Source organism: Sulfitobacter aestuarii, from assembly GCF_042685005.1.
GTDB classification, from domain to species: Bacteria; Pseudomonadota; Alphaproteobacteria; order Rhodobacterales; family Rhodobacteraceae; genus Sulfitobacter; species Sulfitobacter aestuarii.
On the sequence record NZ_JBHUMP010000010.1, the window covers coordinates 28,528 to 50,006 of the forward strand.

Here is a 21,479-nt window from a genome sequence, read left to right on the forward strand (position 1 = left end):
GCATGACACCGCGCGATGACAGGGAGCAGCCCGACAGGGCTGCTCCCGCGATCGAGCTCAAGGGCATTTCCAAGGCCTTTGGACCGGTTCAGGCCAACAAGGACATTTCCCTGCGCGTCATGCCCGGCACGATCCACGGGATCATCGGCGAGAACGGTGCGGGGAAATCGACGCTGATGTCGATCCTCTACGGGTTCTACAAGGCCGACCGGGGCGAGATATTCATTGCCGGACGCAAGACCGACATCCCCGACAGCCAGGCCGCCATCGCCGCCGGAATCGGCATGGTGTTCCAGCATTTCAAACTGGTCGAGAATTTCACCGTGCTGGAGAACATCATCCTCGGGGCCGAGGACGGCGGGCTGCTGCGCCCCTCGCTCGCCAAGGCCCGCAAGAGCCTGATCGAACTGGCCAAGGATTACGGGCTCAATGTCGAGCCCGACGCGCTGGTGCAGGACATCGGCGTCGGGATGCAGCAGCGTGTCGAGATCCTCAAGGCCCTCTACCGGCAGGCCGATATCCTGATCCTCGACGAGCCGACCGGCGTGCTGACCCCGGCCGAGGCCGACCAGCTCTTCCGCATCCTGGGGCGGCTGCGCTCGGAGGGCAAGACGATCATCCTGATCACCCACAAGCTGCGCGAGATCATGGAGACCACCGACACCGTCAGCGTCATGCGCCGCGGTCAGATGACCGCCACGGTCAGGACCGAAGAGACCACCCCGGCCGAGCTTGCCGAGCTGATGGTCGGGCGCAAGGTACTGCTGCGGGTCGACAAGAAATCCGCCGCCCCCGGCAAGGTCGTGCTCAGGGCCCGCGGCCTGCGGGTCGTCGATGACAAGAAGGTCGAACGGCTGCGCGGCATCGACCTTGACGTGCGCGCCGGGGAGATCCTCGGCATCGCCGGGGTCGCGGGCAACGGCCAGTCCGAACTGCTCGAAGTGCTCGGCGGCTACCGCGACGCCCGCGGCGAGGTGCTGCTGAACGGCGAGGCACTGGCCCTGTCGGGACAGCGCGCCGACGGCCAGTCACGCCGCGCGCAGGGCATCGCCCATGTGCCGGAAGACCGCCAGCGCGAAGGGCTGATCATGGAATATGCGGCTTGGGAAAACACCGCCTTCGGCTATCATCACGATCCGGCCTATCGCCATGGACCGCTGATGGACAACGCGGCGATCCGCGCCGATACCGCCGCCAAGATGGAACGGTTCGACGTGCGCCCGCCGAACCCGAAACTGGCGGCGAAGAATTTCTCCGGCGGCAATCAGCAGAAAATCGTGCTGGCCCGCGAGATCGAGCGCAATCCCGACCTTCTGCTGATCGGCCAGCCGACCCGCGGCGTCGATATCGGCGCCATCGAATTCATCCATCAACAGATCGTCGCGCTGCGCGATCAGGGCAAGGCGATCCTGCTCGTCTCGGTCGAGCTCGAAGAGATCCTGGCGCTGTCGGACCGCGTCGCCGTGATGTTCGACGGCCGGATCATGGGCGAACGCCTGCCCGATCAGACCGACGAGAAGGAGCTTGGCCTGCTGATGGCCGGGATCACCGACACCGATCATGCCCATGATCTCGACGAGGTCGAAGCAAATCTGGCGCATGTGCATGGCGATGCGCATAAGGAGGTCTGACCCATGGACGTGATGCCGAAATGGGCCGAAGTCGTGCTGGTGCCGCTGATTTCGCTGCTGCTCGCCGCCTTCATCTCGGCGCTGGTCATTCTCGGCATCGGCGAAGACCCGGTCGCGGCGGTCAAGCTGATGGTTCAGGGCGCGCTCGGCTCCACCTATGGCTGGGGCTACACGCTCTATTACGCGACCAATTTCATCTTCACCGGGCTCGCGGTCTCCATCGCCTTTCACGCGCGGCTGTTCAATATCGGCGGCGAGGGTCAGGCGATGCTCGGCGGGCTCGGCGTGGCGCTGGCCTGTCTCTATATCCCCTGGCCGCATTGGTCGCTGGCGCTGCTCGGCGCCACTGTCGGCGCGGCCCTGTTCGGCGCGGCCTGGGCGGCAATCCCGGCCTGGCTGCAGGCCAGGCGCGGCAGCCATATCGTGATCACCACGATCATGTTCAATTTCATCGCGGCAGCGCTGCTCAACTACGTGCTGGTGAACCTGATGCGCCCCAAGGGCAGCATGGACCCGGCTACTGCGCGCTTTCCCGACGCCACCAACCTGCCGACCCTGCATGACCTGCTCGCGCCCATCGGCATCGGCTTTTCCAAGGCCGCCCCGGCCAATGTCTCCTTCCTCGTCGCCATCGCCGCCTGCCTGCTGCTCTGGCTGCTGATCTGGCGCAGCCGTCTGGGCTATCAGATCCGCGCCTACGGCTTTTCCGACAGCGCCGCGAAATATGCCGGGATCTCGCCGGTGCGGATCACCATGATCGCGATGCTCATCTCCGGCGGGCTGGCCGGGATGATGGCGATCAACAACGTGATGGGCGAGGCCGAACGGCTGGTGCTCAACGCCACCGAAGGCGCCGGCTTCATCGGCATCGCCGTGGCGCTGATGGGGCGCTCGCATCCTTTCGGCGTGTTCCTCTCGGCGATCCTCTTCGGCTTCCTCTATCAGGGCGGCGCCGAGCTGGCGCTTTGGACCAGCATCCCGCGCGAGCTGATCGTGGTCATTCAGGCGCTGGTGATCCTGTTCACCGGGGCGCTCGACAACATGGTGCGGATGCCGCTGGAGCGGATCTTCCTCACCCTGCGCCGCGCCCGCGACCCCAAGCCCGAGCGCAAACCGGTGGAGCCTGCCGAATAATGGATTACACGACCCTCATCCAGCTGCTTGACAGCACCGTGCGCCTCGCCACGCCGCTGCTGCTCGCCTGTCTCGCCGGGCTGTTCTCCGAACGGGCCGGGATCTTCGACATCGGGCTCGAGGGCAAGATGCTGGCGGCGGCCTTCTTCTCCGCCGCGGTGGCCTCGCTCAGCGGTTCGGTCTGGCTCGGCCTGCTGGCCGGGATCGCCGCCTCGATGACCCTCTCGGCAATCCACGGCGTCGCCTCGATCACCTTCCGCGGCAACCAGCTGATCTCCGGCGTCGCGATCAATTTCCTCGCCGCCGGGATGACCGTGCTGATCGCGCAGGACTGGTTCGCCCAGGGCGGCCGCACGCCCTCGCTCTTCGGCGGCGCCCGGTTCGAGGCGATTACCCTGCCCTTCGCCGAGACCATCGCCCCGCTGCCGGTCATCGGCCCGCTCTATGCCGACCTGATCTCCGGCCATCCGATCCTGGTCTATATCGCCTTCGCCACGGTGCCGCTGACCTGGTGGGTGCTGTTCCGCACCCGCTTCGGCCTGCGCCTGCGCGCGGTGGGCGAGAACCCGGCCGCGGTCGATACCGCCGGCGTCTCGGTAGTCGGCCTGCGCTATGCGGCGGTGGCCATCGCCGGGGTGCTCTGCGGTCTGGCGGGCGCCTATCTCAGCACCGCGCTGCAGGCCGGTTTCGTCAAGGACATGTCCGCCGGACGCGGCTTCATCGCGCTGGCGGCGCTGATCTTCGCCAAGTGGCGGCCCTGGCACGCGCTCTGGGCGACGCTGCTCTTCGGCCTCTTCGGCGCGCTCGAAACCCGCCCCGACGTGATCACCGCGCTTACCGGCATGAAGGTGCAGGGCCAGCTGCTCGGCGCGCTGCCCTATGTGATGACCGTGATCATCCTCGCCGGTTTCGTCGGCAAGGCGATCCCCCCGCGCGCGGGCGGACAGCCCTATGTGAAGGAACGCTAGGGCTTTCGCATCACGGCCGCCCTGTTTCTGCGCGCGCGCGGCGGCGCCGGTTGATTTACCGGGCGGAAGCGAGATAGTGGAGCGCATGCAAATCTACCTGCCCATCGCCGAGGTATCGATCAACGCCTTCCTCCTGTTCGGCATCGGCGGGCTGGTCGGCATCCTGTCGGGCATGTTCGGCGTCGGCGGCGGCTTCCTGATCACGCCGCTGCTGTTCTTCGTCGGCATCCCGCCGGCGGTGGCGGTGGCGACCTCGACCAACCAGATCGTCGCCTCCTCGGTCTCCGCACTCTTCGCGCATCTCAAACGCCGCACCGTCGATTTCCGCATGGGCAGCGTGCTGCTGATCGGCGGCCTGATCGGCTCGGCCCTGGGCATCCTGCTGTTCAACTACCTGCGCGGGCTCGGCCAGGTCGATCTGCTGGTCAAGCTCTGCTACGTGGTGTTTCTCGGCATCATCGGCGCGCTGATGTTCGTCGAATCGCTGAACGCGATCCGCAAGACCCGCTCCGGCAAACGCCCGCCCCGCAAGAAACATCACTGGAGCCACGGCCTGCCCGTCAAGGTCCGCTTCCGGGTCTCGGGCCTCTATATCTCGGTGATCCCGCCGATCCTCGTCGGCGTGCTGGTCGGCGTGCTCTCGGCGGTGATGGGGGTCGGCGGCGGCTTCATCATGGTCCCGGCGATGATCTACCTGCTCGGCATGCCCACCAAGGTGGTGATCGGCACCTCGCTGTTCCAGATCATCTTCGTCACCGGCTTCACCACGATGCTGCATGCCACGACCAACTACACCGTCGATATCGTGCTGGCGATGCTGCTGCTGATCGGCGGCGTGATCGGCGCGCAGGTCGGCACCCGCATCGGCGTCAAGATGAAGGCCGAGCAATTGCGCATCCTGCTGGCGCTGCTGGTGCTGCTGGTCTGCGGCAAGCTGGCGCTGGAACTGCTGCTGCAACCACGCGAGCTCTATTCGCTCGGCCCGGTCGGAGCCTCCTGATGCGCGCCCTGCTGAAGGCCCTGCTGCTGCCGCTCCTCCTGGCAATGCTGCACGTCCCCTCCCCGGCCAGCGCGGAGGAAATCGTGCTCGGGCTGAGCCAGGCCGAAGTCTCGATCACCACCAATTTCGACGGCTCGGAGATCCTCGTCTACGGCGCGGTCAAACGCGAAAGCGCGATCCCCCCGGGACCGGAGCTCGAAGTGGTCCTCACCATCGCCGGCCCGTCGCGCCCGGTAATGGTGCGGCGCAAGGAGAAACGCTTCGGCATCTGGCTGAATACCGACGCGGTCGAGGTCGATCGCGCGCCGAGCTTCTACGCCGTGGTGACCAGCGGCCCGATCCATGAAGTGCTCAAACGCATCGAGGATCTGCGCCACAAGATCTCGATCCCCCGCGCGATCCGCTCGGTCGGCGCGCCGATGAACATCTCCGATTCCCCCAGCTTCACCGAGGCGCTGATCCGCATCCGCACAAGGGCCGGGCTCTATCAGGTGGTGGAGGACGGGGTGAAGGTCGATGAACAGACCCTGTTCCGCGCCGCCGTGCGCCTGCCCGCCGCCCTGACCGAAGGCGAATACGCCACCCGCATCTTCCTCACGAGACGCGGCAACGTGGTGGCGCAATACGAGACCACGATCGACGTGCGCAAGGTCGGGCTCGAACGCTGGCTGTTCAACCTCTCGCGCGAAAACGCGCTGCTCTACGGGCTGATGTCGCTGGCGCTGGCCATCGCGGCGGGCTGGGGCGCCTCGGCAATCTTCGGGATGCTGCGCCGCTGACCCTCTGCCTTCCCGAATTAACCACCTGTTAATAAACAAGGTTTCGCGCGCGAAACCCCTGTCGTCAGCCGCGCCCGACGAAGGGCATTTTCGTTGCCATCACGGTCATGAACTGCACATTGGCCGAGAGCGGCAATTCCGCCATATGCAGCACCGAGGCGGCGGCATGGGCGACATCCATCGTGTCCATGCCCGGATTGGCCGCCTTCAGCTCCGCCACCAGCGGGCTCTCGGCATTGCCGATGTCGATCTGACCGCAGGCGATGTCAAAGGGCCGCCCATCCAGCGACAGCGACTTGGTCAGACCGGTGATCGCGTGTTTGCTGGTGGTGTAGCAGACCGAGCCGGGCCGCGGCGCATGGGCCGAAATCGACCCGTTGTTGATGATCCGCCCGCCGCTCCCCTGCGCGCGCATCGCCGCGAAAGCCAGCCGCGCCGCGATGAACATGCCATTGAGGTTGACCGACAGCACCTGTGCCCAATCCTCCAGCGCGACCTCGTCGATCGGCGCGGAAGGCCCGAAGAGCCCGGCATTGTTGAACAGGACGTCGAGCCGCCCGAACGCTGCGAAACCCGCCTGCATCGCCGCAGCATCGGTGACATCGGCAGGCAGGACAACCGCCCGCTCCTGCCCCGCGGCGATCTCCTCCAGCAGGGAGCGGCGCCGCGCGATCAGCCCGACCCGCCAGCCGCGCGACAGGAACAATTCCGCCGTCGCCCGGCCGATACCCGAACTCGCCCCGGTGATGATGATCGATCTCATGTCTCCCCCGCCAAGTCAGCCCCGGCCGCCGCCTCCAGCGTCAGCGGCGCCGGTGCCAGCGCACGCAGATCATCCACCCGCAGCGGCGTCGTCGGCTTGGCCAGCCGGTTGCGCACCACCCAGTAGAGCCGCTCCTGCGCCCGGGTGATCGCCACATAGGCCAGCCGCTTCCACAGCGCCTGCCCGGCCTCCATCCGCCCCATCCGCGCGGCGGCGTATAGATCCGGCGCAAAGACCTGCACATCGCCCCATTGCGAGCCCTGCGCCTTGTGGATCGTCACCGCCGCCCCATGCAGGAAGGTCGCCCCCATCCGCGCGGCAAAGGGAATGAACGGCTCCTCCTCGCCGGGCTTCTCGATCTTGACGATCGAGGCGGCGCTGACCTGCGGATCCTCGGCACCCATCACATGCAGGCGGCTGAACCCGGGCTTGCGCCCCTCGCCGAGATAGACGACCTGCGCCCCCTTGATCAGCCCGCGTGCCTCCAGATCGAGCCGCTTCTTGCGATGCTTCAGCGGCAGCTCGATCCCGTCACAGATCAACGGCTCCCCGGCCAGCAGCGCATCCTCGGGCGCCCCGTGCACGGCACGAAACGCGTTGATCAGCCGGATCCGCGTGGCATTGCGCCAGACCAGCACCGGCGAGCGCGCCATCAGATCGACCTCGACCCGCTGGCTCCAGACCACCCGCTCATCACGCGCCGCGGCCGCTTCGATCATCCGCTCGAACTGCTCGAAACCGAGCTCGGGATCGGCCAGCGCATGGGCCAGATCGAGGATCGGGTTATCCGCCTGCTGGCGGTGAATGCGGCTGAGGTTCAGCACCCGTTCCTCGGGCAGTTTCTCGAACACCATGGTGCCGGACTGGTTCACCGGCGCCAGCTGCGCCGGATCGCCGAACAGCAACAGGGTCGGAAAGATCTCCTTGAGATCCTCGAATTGCTTGTCATCGAGCATCGAGCTCTCATCGACAAAGCCGATATCGAGCGGCTCCTCGCGGCGTTTCCAGCCGGTGATGAAATCGCTGCCGCGCAGCCCCGCCGCCGCCAGCGCGCCGGGTACCGATTTGTTGGTCGCAAAAAATGCCGCCGCCCGGTCCAGCGCCAGCTCGCTCAACCCCTCGATCTCCGGCCGCTCGCCGCCGCCCGCCAGCCATTCGGCGATTTTCTCGTATTCCGGATCATAGACCGGCGTATAGAGGATGCGGTGAATCGTCGTCGCGGGCACGCCGCGCAGCCGCAGCACACTGGCCGCCTTGTTGGTCGGCGCCAGGATCGCCAGCGTCCGCTTCTCGCGTTTTCTGCGCGATTCGTAATCGCCCGAAACGATCTCCACCCCCGCCGCCTGCAGCGCCTTGTAGAGCTCCGACAGCAGCAGGGTCTTGCCCGACCCGGCCTTGCCCGTCACCGCCATCACCTGATCCGGCCCGCCGCCCGGCGGCTGCAGCAAGGCGTCGCCAAGATCGATCCCGGCATGGCGCAGCATCTCGGCCACGCTGTCAAAGGCGGCGGCTTGGTCATCCGAAAACGTGAGCGCGATATCGTTCATGCCCGGACCCTACGGGAGCCCGCCGCCGGGGACCAGACGGCAAGCGCCGCTTTCGCCCTTCCGCGCTTCTTTATGCCCGAAATACTCCGGGGAAGTCGCGCCCCGCGCGACGGGGGCAGGCCCCCTGCCCGGCCCGCCGCGGGTGCGCCTTTCATACCATGATCAACCCGTGGCTCAGCGCCCGTGCCACGGCATGGGTGGTGTTGAGCGCGCCGAGCTTGAACCGGGCGCTTTCGATATAGGCGCGCAGCGTATGTTCGGATATCGACAGCCGCGCGGCCACCTGGGCGCGGCTGCAGCCGACCGCCAGCAGCGACATGGCATCGCGCTCGCGCGGCGAGAGGGCCTTGTCCGGGGCGTGCTGGCAGACGGGCGCGAATTCCAGCGCCTTCTGGTTGAAATCATGGGCGATCAGGATCAGTTCGCGGCGGTGTTTCGCCGCGAAACGCGCCCAGCTTTCATCGTCGCAGCTGTGATTGCTGGTGAACAGGGCAAACTGCCCGTTGGGGCCGCGGACCGGCACCGTGAACCCCTGGTTGCCGAGCCCGTGGCGCAGCGCCTCAGCCCGGAAGGCGCGGGCGGCGCGGCAGGACCAGTCGAGCCGTTTCCAGTCCACCGGCTGGAATCGCTGGAAACAGCCCCGCACCACGGGATCGACACGCAGGTAGCCGCGCTCCTGGTAGCGGCTGACCCAGGCGCGGGGATAGCTGCCGCAGCCCTGTTGCAGCCCGCCGGAATCGACCCAGTGATAGACCATATGATCGATCGCGAAATGCTTCCGCAGCGCGAGGATGGCGCTCTGCAGTGCGCCGCGGCCGTCAGCCCGTTCGAGCCCCGCCAATATCTCCTCCAGCTGCGGATCCGTCACCATGCGTCTGCCCAGCCTGCCTTTCCTGTCGGGCGGAGATCTCGGCCAGCGCCACAAGGGCCGTGTCATCGAGCTGCTCGGCGAGTCCGGGCAACCCGTTGGTCAGGGCAAAGGTCTTGAGATCGCCGAGAACGTCCAAAATCCAGTCATTTCGCATCCCTAGACTCGCTTCCAAATGGTTAAATCAACGTTAAGGGCCATTCTAGCATCCGCGAAACGCGGCAGAAATCGGGCCAATCGCGCCCCCCGATAATGGCGGGAGACAGAGAGACAAGTCATTGAATCTATTGCCAACGGATCGCTGCAAAAGAAAAAGGCCCGCGAACCGACAATGCGATTCGCGGGCTCTTCGGAACTGGCAGACCGGTGATCTAGCCGCGGGCTTCGAGCGCGTCCTCGAGCGTGCGCAGCCCGGTGGTCGGGGCCTGCACCAGCACCGACATGTTGCCGGGCAGATGTTCGTTGCGCATCATTTTCATATGCGCCTCGGGCAGGTCGGCCCAGGAGAAGACCTCGGACATGCAGGGATCGAGGCGGCGCTCGACCATCAGCTTGTTGGCCGCGGCGGCCTGTTTCAGATGGGCGAAATGCGAGCCCTGCAGGCGTTTCTGGTGCATCCACATGTAGCGCACGTCGAAGGTCAGGTTATACCCCGTCGTACCCGCGCAGATCACCACCATGCCGCCCTTCTTGACCACGAAGGTCGAGACCGGGAAGGTCGATTCACCGGGGTGTTCGAACACCATGTCGACATTGTTGCCCTTGCCGGTGATGTCCCAGATCGCCTTGCCGAACTTGCGCGCTTCCTTGAACCATTCGGCGTATTCCGGAGTGTTCACCGTGGGCAGTTGGCCCCAGCAATTGAAATCCTTGCGGTTCAGCACGCCCTTGGCGCCGAGGTCCATGACGAAGTCGCGCTTGCTCTCGTCCGAGATGACCCCGATCGCATTGGCACCGGCAGTGTTGATAAGCTGGATCGCATAGGAGCCGAGGCCGCCCGAGGCGCCCCAGACCAGCACGTTCTGGCCGGGTTTCAGGTCATGCGGCTCATGGCCGAAGAGCATCCGGTAGGCGGTGGCGAGCGTCAGCGTGTAGCACGCGCTCTCCTCCCAGGTCAGGTGCTTGGGCCGGGGCATCAGCTGCTGGCTCTGCACATTGGTGAATTGCGCGAAGGAACCGTCCGGGGTCTCGTAGCCCCAGATCCGCTGACTGGAGGAATACATCGGATCGCCGCCGTTGCATTCCTCGTCGTCGCCGTCGTCCTGGTTGCAGTGGATCACCACCTCGTCGCCGACCTTCCAGCGTTTCACCTTGTCGCCCACTGCCCAGACGATGCCCGAGGCATCCGAGCCTGCGATGTGGAAGGGTTGTCCGTGGCCGTCGAAGGGGCTGATCGGCTTGCCGAGCGAGGCCCAGACGCCGTTGTAATTGACGCCCGCCGCCATCACCAGCACCAGCACCTCGTTGCTGTCGAGCTGCGGCACGTCGACAACCTCCTGCTGCATCGCCGTATCCGGCTCGCCATGACGTTCGCGCCGGATCGCCCAGGCATACATCTGTTTCGGCACGTGACCCATGGGCGGCATTTCACCGACTTCATAGAGGTCTTTCTCGGGTGCGTCATATTGCGCGATGGTCGTATCCAGTGCCATGCTGGCCTCCTGCGTTATCCGCTCTCGTAGGTCGTGCCGCATTGCAGAATCGCGGCGTCACACCTATCGAATATGAGGCATCGCGCAACATTGCAACCACAGAAGCGCAATATGGGCAACTTTATGACCCAGCAGGTGCAGAAACATCCTTCGGCAGTGCAGCATTGGCCTGCAGGAGATGCGAGATGGAATTCGCGTAATAACGCAACAGCGGTACATGGCCCTCGCCGACGCTCCAGCCCTCCGGCTGCTGCGTAACCACGCCCCGCCGCCGCAATTGCGCCAGCGCCGCCCCAACCTCGCTCCCAAGGTCGCCGCGATCGAATGCACGGTTGGCGGGGGGCACGCGGTCGAACAGCCGCGCGACCTCGCGTTCCAGCGCCGGGCGATCGAGCGGAGCCCCTTCCAGCAGGGCCTGCGCGACCAGCGGCAGGCAGGTCACCGGCATGGCCGCGGCGATGCGTTTCATCAGCTTCTCGGAAAGCGCCGCCACCTGCATTCGCGGCCCCTCCGCGCGCAGCGACAGGGGCGCGCCGAAGGCAACGGCGGCCACGCCGAAACGCGTATCGCGGCCGCGCAGGCGTTTCCACATCTTGCGCAGTATGAAGCGCAGCACCACCGAGATCCGCGCGGCGAAGCGCCGGTCGCCGCGCTGGTGTGCCGCGATCAGCACCCGGTCTTCGAGCACCCGGTCGTAATTGATCGCCACCGGCACGAAGACGACGTCGCGGGAGCCGGAATGATCGAACCCGTCCACTACATAGGTCAGCAGCCCCATGCGCGGCTCCTGCAATTTCCCGTCGAGGCTCAGGCGCCCCTCCGGAAAGATCGCCTGATTGACCCCGCCCGCGGTGGCGAGTTGCACATAGCGGGCCAGCACCTTGCGATAGAGCGCACCGCGCCCGCGCCGGTGGATGAAATAGGCGCCCATCGAGCGGATCAACCGGCTGATCGGCCAGACCTGCGCCCATTCCCCCACTGCATAGGAGAGCGCCGAGGCGCGCGCCGCCAGATAGGTGACGAGCACGTAATCCATGTTGCTGCGGTGATTCATGATGAAGACGACGGTGGCATTGGCCGGGATACTGCGGAATGTCGCGTCGTTGCTGTCGGCGGTGCGGATGGAATAGACCGCATTGGCCAGCAGCCGCGCCAGCCTTATGCCGAGGCTGAAATAGGCGAAGGCCGAGAAGCTCGGCACGATCTCGCGGGCGTATTCGCGGGCCTTCTGGAAGGCGACATTCTCCGGCACGCCGTTGGCCTGGGCGTAGTTGACGATCTCGCGGGTGACTTCCGGATCGTAGATCAGCCGCTGGATCATGTCGTGGCGTCGGGCGAGCTTGAACGGTTCGATCGGCCTTGTGAGCCGGGTGTTGAGCCGCGCCACCGCGCGCTCCAGCCGTCGCCGGAAGAACCAGCGTACCGAGGGCAGCAGGAAATGGCTCAGCGCCGTGACTGCCGCGAACAGCAGGATGAGGACGAACAGCCAGAGCGGCACTTGGACAGTCTGCGTCATGCGCTCACCCTTGCAGCCCCGGCGGCGCAAGGACAATAACTAATAGCGGGAAAGAGCAATGCGCCGCGCTGGCAGGCTGGTGGCGGGGCATTTTCGCCAAATCTAGCGACCCGTCGGGCGCGTCGCTCATGCCGCAATGCAGCGAATTGACATCGGCACAATCTTTCCCTTATCAAGATTTCAACGCAACAATATTACCGAAACTCTCAGACGAGGCCGCCCATGTCGCATTCGCAAAAAGACCGTCCCTGGCTCATTCGCACCTATGCCGGCCATTCCACCGCCGAGGCATCGAACGCGCTCTACCGCTCCAACCTTGCCAAGGGCCAGACCGGATTGTCGGTGGCGTTCGATCTGCCGACGCAGACCGGCTATGACAGCGACCACGTGCTGAGCCGCGGCGAGGTCGGCAAGGTCGGGGTGCCGGTCAGCCATCTCGGTGACATGCGGATGCTGTTCCGGGATATTCCGCTGGAACAGATGAACACCTCGATGACGATCAATGCCACCGCGCCCTGGCTACTGGCGCTCTATATCGCCGTGGCAGAGGAACAGGGCGCCGATGTTTCGGCATTGCAGGGCACGGTGCAGAATGACCTGATCAAGGAATACCTGAGCCGCGGCACCTATATCTGCCCGCCTGCCCCATCGCTGAAGATGATCGCCGATGTTGCGGAATATTGCTATTCCAACGTGCCGAAATGGAATCCGATGAATGTCTGTTCCTATCACCTGCAGGAAGCGGGCGCGACGCCGGAGCAGGAATTGGCCTTTGCGCTGGCCACGGCGACGGCGGTATTGGACGCGCTGAAACCGCGCGTTCCGGCGGAGGATTTCCCGGCGCTGGTCGGGCGAATCTCGTTTTTCGTGAATGCGGGCATTCGTTTCGTCACCGAGATGTGCAAGATGCGTGCCTTTGTCGATCTCTGGGACGAGATCTGCCGCGACCGCTATGGCGTGGAAGATTCCAAGTTCCGGCGTTTCCGCTACGGCGTGCAGGTCAATTCGCTTGGGCTGACCGAACAGCAGCCGGAAAACAACGTCTATCGGATTCTGATCGAGATGCTGGCGGTGACGCTGAGCAAGAAGGCCCGCGCCCGGGCGGTGCAATTGCCTGCCTGGAACGAGGCGCTCGGCCTGCCGCGGCCCTGGGATCAGCAATGGTCGATGCGGATGCAGCAGATCCTGGCCTATGAAACTGACCTGCTGGAGTTCGACGACCTATTCGACGGCAATCCGGCGGTCGATAGAAAAGTTGAGGAATTGAAAGAGGGGGCGAGGGCCGAATTGGCGCATCTCGACGGCCTGGGCGGCGCGATTTCGGCGATAGATTACATGAAAGGCCGCCTGGTGGAGAGCAATTCCGAGCGACTGGGGCGGATCGAGGCGGGCGAAACCGTGGTCGTCGGGGTCAACAAATGGCAGCAGGGCGAACCTTCGCCGCTGATGACCGGGGATGGCGGAATCATGGTCGTGGACCCGGCGGTCGAGGCCGAACAGATCGCGCGGCTGGAGGAATGGCGCGCCGGGCGCGACGCTCAGGCGGTCGAGCGGGCGCTGGCCGATCTGCGCGAAGCCGCCGCCGCCGGACGCAATATCATGGAACCTTCGATCGCCGCCGCCAAGGCCGGGGTGACGACCGGCGAATGGGCCGCGCAAATGCGCGCGGTTCATGGCGAATATCGCGGTCCGACCGGCGTGGCCGCGGGTCGTTCCAACAAGACCGAGGGTCTCGACGATCTGCGCGAAGCGGTCGATATGGTCAGCGACAGGCTCGGCCGGCGGCTGAAGTTCCTGGTCGGCAAACCGGGGCTGGACGGTCATTCCAACGGCGCGGAACAGATCGCCTGCCGGGCGCGCGATTGCGGCATGGACATCGCCTATGAGGGCATCCGGCTGACCCCGGCGGAGATCGTCGCCGCTGCGGAGCGGGACAGGGCCCATGTTGTCGGGCTTTCGATCCTTTCGGGCTCGCATATTCCGCTGGTCGAGGATCTGGTATCACAAATGCGTGAAGCCGGGCTGGGTCATATCCCGATCATCGTCGGCGGAATCATCCCCGAGGAAGACGCCGCGCGGCTTCGGGAAATGGGTGTTTCCCGTATTTATACGCCGAAGGACTTCGAATTGAATATGATCATGCAGGACATCGTGACCCTCGCCGACCCTGCGGCAGTCGCGGCCGAATAGGGCCGCGACATAAAATTAGTAATGCATTGTCAGGATTAATGCGCTACGCCTATTTCCCGGACCGTTTATCACAAAGGAGTACGGGATTTGGAAATGGATCTGAAATCCATGTCGCGCAAGGAACTGGAAACGCTGCAGCAGGATGTTCAGGAAGCACTTGTGCATGCTGAAGAGCGTGACCGCAAGGCGGCCAGAGAAGCGGCTCAAAAAGCCGTGGCTGAATATGGTTTCTCGCTGGACGATCTGTCCGATGAAGACAATAACGGCAAGAAGACCGGGCGCAGGAAAAGCGGCGGCGGCGGCGTTAAATCGGAGCCGAAGTTCGCCAACCCGGCCGATCCGAACCAGACCTGGACCGGAAAGGGTCGCCAGCCGAATTGGTACCGCGCCGAGATCGAAAAGGGCACTGCGCCTGAGTCGATGAAACTCTGACCGCGACGTAATTCCCGCTTTTGGAGGATTGCCATCATTGTGAAATGGCAACTCTACCGAAGCGGGAATTGCCCTGCGTTATTGACTGCCGCACCGTGTATCGACAGCGGTATGTCGGGAATTGGGCGGCCTGTTCCCGTATTCGCTATTCATCGGCGAACGGCAGGCCATGTCTGCCTGCCGCGACTTCCCGCTTGCCCCGTTCCTTTGCGAAAGGCAGGCTGACGGGAAAATCGTGGAGAGATGACATGACCGTGCATATTGGTGCCAAGCCGGGCGAGATCGCCGAAACCGTATTGATGCCGGGCGATCCCTACCGCGCCCGCTGGGCGGCGGAGACCTTCCTTGAAGGTGCAAAGCTGGTCAATGAAGTGCGGGGCATGCTCGGTTTCACCGGGCATTGGAAGGGGCATCCCGTCACCATCCAGGGCTCCGGCATGGGGATGCCGTCGCTGTCGATATATGCCAACGAGCTGATGAAGGAATATGGTGCCAAGACGTTGGTGCGCATCGGCTCCTGCGGCGGGATGCAGGAACATGTGGCGATCCGCGACGTGATCATCGCGATGACCGCCAGCACCCTGACCTCGCCCTCTTCGGGTTTCTTCCGCGAGATGAACTTTGCCCCCTGCGCCGACTGGTCGCTGCTGCGCGCGGCGGTGGCGGCGGCGGAAGCACGTGGCACCCGCACCCATGTCGGCGGGATCTATTCCTCGGATGTCTTTTACGCCGAACGCCCTGATCTCGACGAGCAGATGGTGCGTCACGGTATTCTCGGCGTCGAGATGGAGGCGGCGGAGCTCTACACGCTGGCGTCCCGGCACAAATGCCGGGCGCTGGCGGTGCTGACCGTGTCGGACCATCTGCAGACCGGCGAGGCTTTGCCCGCCGAGGACCGCGAGAAGACCTTTGGCGACATGGTCGAAATCGCGCTGGAAGCGGCCTTCGCCCCGGAGTGAGCCCTGCGCCGTTCAGCTGCCGTGGCTGCGGTCATAGCCGTTGCGCAGCGGCGGGGTCCAACTGCTGAGCGCGCCTTTCTCGGGCGCGAAGACCTCAACCAGCAACGGATGGCAGGCCGCGCTGTCGGAGGAATGTTCCGCCGAGCAATCGCCGCCCGGACAGGTGCTGAGCGCGCCGAGCAGGTCGATCTCGGCGAACATCTCGAGATAATCGCCGGGGCGCACCGGGCTTGCCTTCATGAAATACTGGCCGGTGTCGCGGGTGAAGCCGGTGCACATGAAGACGTTGAGCACATCATGCACATGCGGCTCAGCCTCGACAGGCGGCACGCCGAGATGCGCGGCCAGCGCACGGGTCAGGTTGGAATGGCAGCAGTGATGATATTGCCCGCCCTTCAGCAGGTTATGCGTATAGGGGTCGCAGCGGGTGCCGATCACGTCATGTACCGAGCCGCCGAATTCATCCTTGCCGTACCAGTCGAGCGTGTCGCCCGTGATCGTCGCCATCGGGCGCAGGGCGGGAAAGCTCGACCAGAGCCGCGCGCCGGTGCTGACATGGGTGGCATGGAGCGCGCGGGTCTTGCCGGAATAGAAACGCTCGGACAGATCCCCGGCGTTCCAAAGGTTGAGATCGCCGACCTGCGGCCCTTCGACGGAGGTGATGCGAAAGAAATGCCCGGCCGGGACGCTGAACGTCCGCGCATCGCGTGGCGGCGCCAACACCTCGTCGATCTTTCGCGCCGTCTCGCGGGCGGTCACATAGAGCGCCATGTCCGGCTGTGGCAGGCTTTCGACCGGGTAGCAGATCACCGGCTTCACGGCGCGGCGCGCCTCGGCGTCGGGAGGGGTATTCATGTTGCGGCTCCGAAGTGATTGCGGCGCAGATTAGACCGCGGCCCGCCGCCCTGTCGAGGCGTCAGAGCGCGGGCGGTCGTCCCTGGGCCTTGCAGGTCACGGGCGGCCCCTCGCTGGCGGTGAACGCTTCGGCGCCGCAGGCCATGCAGCGGTACTTGCGCAGGCTGCCCTTGTCGCCGGTGCGGTCCTCGCGCCAGCGGCAGCCCCGGGTCGCGGCACCGCGCCGGGCGAAGATCGCCACGATGATGAAGGCGATGATGAAACCGATGATGAGCAGCATGTCTCGTCCTGCGACCGGGCGACGATAACCGGCGGCGCCCTGCCCGGCGCAACGCCGGGCCGGGTTCGCGCGCGATCAGACCGCGCGTTCGACCAGCAGCTTCTTGATGTTCTGGATCGCCTGCGCGGGGTTCAGCCCCTTGGGGCAGGTGCGCGCGCAGTTCATGATCGTGTGGCAGCGGTAGAGCTTGAACGGATCTTCCAGATCATCGAGCCGCTCGCCGGTCGCCTCGTCACGGGAATCGATGATCCAGCGATAGGCATGCAGCAGCGCGGCGGGACCGAGGTAGCGGTCGCCGTTCCACCAATAGGAGGGGCAGGAGGTCGAGCAGCAGGCGCAGAGGATACATTCGTAAAGCCCGTCGAGCTTGGCGCGGTCCCCAGTCGACTGCTTCCATTCCTTGGCCGGTTCCGGTGTCTCAGTCTCGAGCCAGGGCTGGATCGCGGCGTGCTGGGCGTAGAAATGGGTGAGATCTGGGATCAGGTCCTTGATCACCGGCATATGCGGCAGCGGATAGATCTTCACCACGCCCTTGATCTCTTCCATGCCATAGGTACAGGCCAGCGTGTTGATCCCGTCGATGTTCATCGCGCAGGACCCGCAGATCCCCTCGCGGCAGGAACGCCGGAAGGTCAGGGTCGGATCGATCTCGTTCTTGATCTTGATCAGCGCGTCGAGGATCATCGGGCCGCAGGTGTCCATGTCGACGAAATAGGTGTCGACCGCGGGGTTCTTCCCGTCATCGGGATTCCAGCGATAGATGTGGAATTCGCGCAGATTGCTTGCGCCCTGCGGTTTCGGCCAGGTCTTTCCGCTGGTCATGCGGGAATTCTTGGGGAGCGTCAGTTGGACCATTTCGCGTCTCCTGTCGTTGCGGGCCACTGCCCGATGTTGCCACCCCTGCCCACGGCAGCGGTCAAGTTGATATTCAGCCCCTGCCCTGCCGGACAAAGAGCGTATTGCCTTCGGCCTCGAACACCGGGGCATAGCCGCAGGCGGTGATCCGGCCGATGAGGTCGCCCTGCCAGTGGCGGGCATGTGCGGTCTCGATCAGCATTGCCTCGGGCAGGAAACCGCACTCGGCCCCCTGCGCCAGCAAAGGCGCCAGCGCGGCGTCCTCGCCGCCCTCGATATCGATCTTCAGCACCGTCACCTCATGCGCCTCTGCCGTACCGAGGAAATCGCTCAGGGGGCGCAGCGGCACCAGCGTCGCGTCCGTGGCAGGCGCGGCGAAGATCGGTTCCAGCGCCGACTGCCCGTGATTGCCGCGGCGCAGATGCAACATCGCCTCGCCCGGCGCACCGGCGATCGCGCAACCCTCGATGCGGATCACATGGCCCAGATTGTTGAGCGCGATGTTATGGCCGAGCCGCCCGATCATCACCGGGTTCGGCTCGAACGCGATGACCCGGCTGCCCGGGCCGGCGGCGAGCCCCAACGGCACCGCGAAAGCACCGCAATTGGCGCCGATGTCGAAGATCAGCGCGTTGCGCCCTTCGATCCGCTCCATCAGCGCGGTCAGCGAGCGCATTTCCGGCGGATGCCCGTCGAGCCAGATACGCCGGTCGGTGTAATTATCGCGCGGATCGACATACATGTGGATCCCGGCAAATTCGATCTCCGTCGGGCGCAGATGCGGCACCAGCGCCCGGCGCGTCGGCTTGTCGGCCTGCCGGAACGCCTCGCGCAGGGCGGCGAGCTCGGCAGGGACATGCGGCCCGTCGTCCTGTGCGACGTTCACCGCCGTATCGGCGGTGATCTCGTTCAGATGCGGGCGGATCAGACGCATCGGTTCAGAAAATCCCCTTTGCCGCCGCACGCTGCGACAGACATTGCTGGGTCTCGGGCCGGGCGAGGATGTTGCGGATCGTGCCGATCATCGCATCATCGACCCCGACCACGGCCGCCCGCGCGAATTCGCGCACTTCCAACGCCGCGGCATTGTCGATCACGCAATCGGTAAAGGGTGTCAGCAGTTCCTTGGGCACCTGGGGAAAGCGGGTCGCCAGCGCTTCGGCGACCGCGCCCTTGGCGACCTGTCGCCCGGTGTTGTCCGCCGCCTGTTCGATCTCGGTACAGGCGGAAAGGCTGAGCAGGGTGGCGGCGATGACGAGCGGACGCATGGCTCAATACACCCGTGCTTTGGGCGCGATCTTCTTGAGGTCGATCCCGCCTTCGTTGTGGCTGGTCAGCGGCTGCAGATGCACGCCGCGGTAGCCGAGGCTGGCCTCGTTGCCCTTGAACCAGACGAGGCTGTGCTTGCGCCAGTTCTCGTCGTCCCGCTCGGGATAATCCTCATGGGCATGCGCCCCGCGGCTTTCCTTGCGCGCTGCGGCGGCGGTGATCGTGGCGACCGCGTTGGGCATCAGGTTGGTCAGTTCCAGCGTCTCCATCAGGTCTGAGTTCCAGACCAGCGACGTGTCGGTGACATGCAGATCGCTCAGCTTGCCCGCGACCTCGTTCATCTTCACGCGCCCCTCTTCGAGGGTCTTGTCGGTGCGGAACACGGCGGCATCGGCCTGCATGGTCTTTTGCATCTCGAGCCGCAGATCGGCGGTCGGCACATGGCCCTTGGCATAGCGCAGCCCGTCAAAACGGCTGAACGCGGCATCGACCGAGCGCTGGTTCGGCGTCGGCACCGGGGCTTCCGGGTCCACCACCTTGGCGGCACGGATCGCAGCGGCGCGGCCGAAGACCACAAGGTCGATCAGCGAGTTGGAGCCAAGCCGGTTGGCGCCATGCACGGAGGCACAGCCCGCCTCGCCGACGGCCATCAGACCCGGCGTGACATTGTCGGGCTTGTCGTCGGTCGGGGCCAGCACCTCGCCCCAGTAATTCGTCGGGATGCCGCCCATGTTGTAGTGCACCGTCGGCAGCACCGGGATCGGCTCTTTCGTCAGGTCCACCCCGGCGAAGATCCGCGCGCTTTCGGAAATGCCCGGCAGGCGCAGGTCCAGCGTCTCGGGCGGCAGGTGATTGAGGTGCAGATGGATGTGATCCTTGTTCTCGCCCACCCCGCGACCCTCGCGGATCTCCATGGTCATACAGCGGCTGACCACATCGCGCGAGGCGAGATCCTTGTAGGTCGGCGCATAGCGTTCCATGAAACGCTCGCCCTCGGAATTGGTGAGATAGCCGCCCTCGCCGCGCGCGCCCTCGGTGATCAGGCAGCCCGCGCCATAGATGCCGGTGGGGTGGAACTGGACGAATTCCATGTCCTGCAGCGGCAGCCCGGCCCGCGCGGTCATGCCGCCGCCATCGCCGGTGCAGGTATGCGCGGAAGTGGCGGAGAAATAGGCCCGGCCATAGCCGCCGGTGGCCAGTACCACCATTTTGGCGGCGAACAGATGCATGGTGCCGTCATCGAGCTTCCAGCACAGCACGCCCTGACAGACGCCGTCCTCGGACATCACCAGATCAATGGCGAAATACTCGATGAAGAATTCCGCCTTCTGCTTCAGGCTCTGACCATAGAGCGTGTGCAGGATCGCGTGGCCGGTCCGGTCGGCGGCGGCACAGGTGCGCTGCACCGGGGGGCCTTCGCCGAATTCGGTAGTGTGACCGCCGAAGGGCCGCTGGTAGATCTTGCCCTCCTCGGTGCGCGAGAACGGCACGCCGTAATGTTCCAGCTCATAGACCGCCTTGGGCGCCTCGCGGGCGAGATATTCCATCGCATCGGTGTCGCCGAGCCAGTCGGAGCCCTTGACCGTGTCATACATGTGCCACTGCCAATTGTCCGGGCCCATGTTGCTCAGGCTGGCGGCGATGCCCCCCTGCGCGGCCACGGTATGCGAGCGGGTCGGGAAGACCTTGGAGATACAGGCCGTGCGCAGGCCCTGTTCCGCCATGCCGAGCGTGGCGCGCAGACCGGCACCACCGGCGCCGACCACGACGACGTCATATTCATGGGTTTCATAATCATAAGCAGCCATTCGTCGGTCTCCCGTTAGGCGGATTGGAGGTCGGTGCCCGGAGCACCGGAATGTCAGAGCGCGAGGCGCGCGATCGCGAAAACGCCCACGGCGGCGGCGCCGTAGCTGAGCACGCGCACCAGGATCAGGGTGATCTTGCCGGTGAGTCCATGCACATAATCCTCGATCATGATCTGCGCTCCATCGGCGAAATGCTTGAAGCCGACCACCAGCGTCAGCGCCGCGACGATCGCCGGGAAGGGCCGTGCATAATAGGCCAGCACCTCCTCATAGCCGCCGCCGAGCGCGCGGCCGAAGGTAAAGACGAAGAGCGGAATCAGGATCAGCAGCGAAACCGAGCTCAGGGTCATGGCCCAGTGATGGTCGGTCCCGGATTTGGCGGAGCCGAGACCCTCGGCGCGTTTGCGGGCGGTCAGATAGCGCATGTCGGTCCCCTCAGAGAATGATCACGGTCAGGATGGTCAGCACGACCGATCCGATCAGGCAGGCCCAGCCGAGCTTGGTGGCGGTCTCGATCTCGAGCCCGATCGCCTGGTCCCAGATCAGATGGCGGATGCCCGCCAGCGTGTGATACCACAGGCCGAGCACCGATAGCGCCATCACCAGATCGCCGAACCAGCCGGTCAGCAGCCCGTTCACCGTGTCGAAATAATCCGCGCTGGTCGCGGCCGCGAGGAACCACCAGACGATCAGCAGCGCCGCTATGCCCATGGCATTGCCGGTGATGCGCGTCAGGATCGAGGTGATCGAGGTGAGCTGCGGTCGGTAGATCGACATATGAGGTGACAGCGGGCGGTTGCCCCGGTTCACGTCGGCCATGGCGGAATCCTTTTCGTTGCTGCCTACTTGATAGCGCTTTTTGCGCCGGTGTCACGGGGCCAGCCGGGGTTTGGCCGCAGAATGTTGCCGGTCTGTCAGGCGATTGCGGGAAAGTTCCGCCGCGACTACCGATTTGTGATCACACGTCCGGAGG

The 21,479-nt window shown here is 65.0% G+C and carries 22 protein-coding genes; 9 read left to right on the top strand and 13 right to left on the bottom strand.

Annotated features, from left to right (window positions below; all coding sequences use genetic code 11):
- The first annotated feature begins 2 nt into the window (after window positions 1-2).
- From ACFSUD_RS12185 to ACFSUD_RS12205, 5 genes are all read left to right on the top strand, one after another.
- On the top strand, window positions 3-1,631 hold the full coding sequence (locus ACFSUD_RS12185) for an ABC transporter ATP-binding protein (protein ID WP_386374798.1): 1,629 nt from the start codon (window positions 3-5) through the stop codon (window positions 1,629-1,631).
- A gap of 3 nt (window positions 1,632-1,634) precedes the next feature.
- Window positions 1,635-2,765: an ABC transporter permease gene (locus tag ACFSUD_RS12190; RefSeq protein WP_386374800.1), complete on the top strand. Its 1,131-nt coding sequence runs from the start codon at window positions 1,635-1,637 to the stop codon at window positions 2,763-2,765.
- Complete coding sequence (locus tag ACFSUD_RS12195) at window positions 2,765-3,733, top strand: ABC transporter permease (protein ID WP_386374802.1); 969 nt, start codon at window positions 2,765-2,767, stop codon at window positions 3,731-3,733. The genes ACFSUD_RS12190 and ACFSUD_RS12195 overlap by 1 nt, the downstream gene beginning before the upstream one ends.
- An 85-nt stretch (window positions 3,734-3,818) precedes the next feature.
- Complete coding sequence (locus ACFSUD_RS12200) at window positions 3,819-4,733, top strand: sulfite exporter TauE/SafE family protein (RefSeq protein WP_386374804.1); 915 nt, start codon at window positions 3,819-3,821, stop codon at window positions 4,731-4,733.
- Entirely contained in the window at window positions 4,733-5,512 is a 780-nt protein-coding gene (locus ACFSUD_RS12205) for a TIGR02186 family protein (protein WP_386374806.1), read from the top strand. Before ACFSUD_RS12200 ends, ACFSUD_RS12205 begins: the two co-directional genes overlap by 1 nt.
- Before the next feature lie 64 nt (window positions 5,513-5,576).
- Here the strand turns inward: ACFSUD_RS12205 and ACFSUD_RS12210 are convergent, their stop codons facing one another.
- From ACFSUD_RS12210 to ACFSUD_RS12220, 3 genes are all read right to left on the bottom strand, one after another.
- Entirely contained in the window at window positions 5,577-6,275 is a 699-nt protein-coding gene (locus ACFSUD_RS12210) for an SDR family oxidoreductase (protein WP_386374808.1), read from the bottom strand.
- Window positions 6,272-7,822 (bottom strand): ATP-dependent DNA helicase, encoded by a 1,551-nt coding sequence (locus ACFSUD_RS12215; protein ID WP_386374810.1) that lies wholly within the window; start codon window positions 7,820-7,822, stop codon window positions 6,272-6,274. The genes ACFSUD_RS12210 and ACFSUD_RS12215 overlap by 4 nt, the downstream gene beginning before the upstream one ends.
- A 151-nt stretch (window positions 7,823-7,973) precedes the next feature.
- Window positions 7,974-8,693 carry a helix-turn-helix transcriptional regulator gene (locus ACFSUD_RS12220; RefSeq protein WP_386374812.1) on the bottom strand — a complete coding sequence of 240 codons (720 nt, stop codon included), beginning with the start codon at window positions 8,691-8,693 and terminating at the stop codon, window positions 7,974-7,976.
- Here ACFSUD_RS12220 and ACFSUD_RS12225 point away from each other — a divergent pair.
- Window positions 8,692-8,853: a hypothetical protein gene (locus ACFSUD_RS12225; protein ID WP_386374814.1), complete on the top strand. Its 162-nt coding sequence runs from the start codon at window positions 8,692-8,694 to the stop codon at window positions 8,851-8,853. The two genes, ACFSUD_RS12220 and ACFSUD_RS12225, sit on opposite strands and share 2 nt — an antisense overlap.
- 208 nt (window positions 8,854-9,061) lie before the next feature.
- On the opposite strand, the gene ccrA is transcribed toward ACFSUD_RS12225, so the two are convergent.
- A complete protein-coding gene (gene ccrA / locus ACFSUD_RS12230; protein ID WP_386374816.1) occupies window positions 9,062-10,342 on the bottom strand; it encodes a crotonyl-CoA carboxylase/reductase in 1,281 nt (426 codons plus the stop codon).
- 121 nt (window positions 10,343-10,463) lie between these two features.
- On the bottom strand, window positions 10,464-11,858 hold the full coding sequence (locus ACFSUD_RS12235; protein ID WP_386374818.1) for a 1-acyl-sn-glycerol-3-phosphate acyltransferase: 1,395 nt from the start codon (window positions 11,856-11,858) through the stop codon (window positions 10,464-10,466).
- A gap of 222 nt (window positions 11,859-12,080) precedes the next feature.
- Between ACFSUD_RS12235 and ACFSUD_RS12240 the strand changes: the two genes are divergently transcribed.
- The 3 genes from ACFSUD_RS12240 to deoD all read left to right on the top strand — a co-directional run bounded on the left by ACFSUD_RS12240 (window position 12,081) and on the right by deoD (window position 15,439).
- Window positions 12,081-14,048 (top strand): methylmalonyl-CoA mutase family protein, encoded by a 1,968-nt coding sequence (locus tag ACFSUD_RS12240; RefSeq protein WP_386374821.1) that lies wholly within the window; start codon window positions 12,081-12,083, stop codon window positions 14,046-14,048.
- Window positions 14,049-14,141: 93 nt separating this feature from the next.
- The gene (locus tag ACFSUD_RS12245) at window positions 14,142-14,480 is read left to right on the top strand and encodes an H-NS histone family protein (RefSeq protein WP_386374998.1); all 339 of its coding nucleotides are present in this window, start codon (window positions 14,142-14,144) and stop codon (window positions 14,478-14,480) included.
- Window positions 14,481-14,728: 248 nt separating this feature from the next.
- Window positions 14,729-15,439 (top strand): purine-nucleoside phosphorylase, encoded by a 711-nt coding sequence (gene deoD, locus ACFSUD_RS12250; RefSeq protein WP_386374822.1) that lies wholly within the window; start codon window positions 14,729-14,731, stop codon window positions 15,437-15,439.
- Between the two features lie 12 nt (window positions 15,440-15,451).
- Here the strand turns inward: deoD and ACFSUD_RS12255 are convergent, their stop codons facing one another.
- From ACFSUD_RS12255 to sdhC, 8 genes are all read right to left on the bottom strand, one after another.
- A complete protein-coding gene (locus ACFSUD_RS12255; RefSeq protein ID WP_386374824.1) occupies window positions 15,452-16,294 on the bottom strand; it encodes an urea carboxylase-associated family protein in 843 nt (280 codons plus the stop codon).
- 61 nt (window positions 16,295-16,355) lie between these two features.
- Window positions 16,356-16,574: a hypothetical protein gene (locus ACFSUD_RS12260; RefSeq protein WP_386374826.1), complete on the bottom strand. Its 219-nt coding sequence runs from the start codon at window positions 16,572-16,574 to the stop codon at window positions 16,356-16,358.
- A gap of 75 nt (window positions 16,575-16,649) precedes the next feature.
- Window positions 16,650-17,429 carry a succinate dehydrogenase iron-sulfur subunit gene (locus ACFSUD_RS12265; protein WP_386374828.1) on the bottom strand — a complete coding sequence of 260 codons (780 nt, stop codon included), beginning with the start codon at window positions 17,427-17,429 and terminating at the stop codon, window positions 16,650-16,652.
- Between the two features lie 73 nt (window positions 17,430-17,502).
- Complete coding sequence (locus ACFSUD_RS12270; protein WP_386374830.1) at window positions 17,503-18,363, bottom strand: FkbM family methyltransferase; 861 nt, start codon at window positions 18,361-18,363, stop codon at window positions 17,503-17,505.
- A gap of 4 nt (window positions 18,364-18,367) precedes the next feature.
- The gene (locus tag ACFSUD_RS12275; RefSeq protein WP_386374832.1) at window positions 18,368-18,697 is read right to left on the bottom strand and encodes a hypothetical protein; all 330 of its coding nucleotides are present in this window, start codon (window positions 18,695-18,697) and stop codon (window positions 18,368-18,370) included.
- Window positions 18,698-18,700: 3 nt separating this feature from the next.
- Window positions 18,701-20,506, bottom strand: coding sequence for a succinate dehydrogenase flavoprotein subunit (gene sdhA / locus ACFSUD_RS12280; protein ID WP_386374834.1), 1,806 nt, complete (start codon window positions 20,504-20,506; stop codon window positions 18,701-18,703).
- A gap of 53 nt (window positions 20,507-20,559) precedes the next feature.
- On the bottom strand, window positions 20,560-20,931 hold the full coding sequence (gene sdhD, locus ACFSUD_RS12285; RefSeq protein ID WP_386374836.1) for a succinate dehydrogenase, hydrophobic membrane anchor protein: 372 nt from the start codon (window positions 20,929-20,931) through the stop codon (window positions 20,560-20,562).
- Between the two features lie 10 nt (window positions 20,932-20,941).
- The gene (sdhC, locus tag ACFSUD_RS12290; RefSeq protein WP_386374838.1) at window positions 20,942-21,325 is read right to left on the bottom strand and encodes a succinate dehydrogenase, cytochrome b556 subunit; all 384 of its coding nucleotides are present in this window, start codon (window positions 21,323-21,325) and stop codon (window positions 20,942-20,944) included.
- Between the last annotated feature and the right edge of the window lie 154 nt (window positions 21,326-21,479).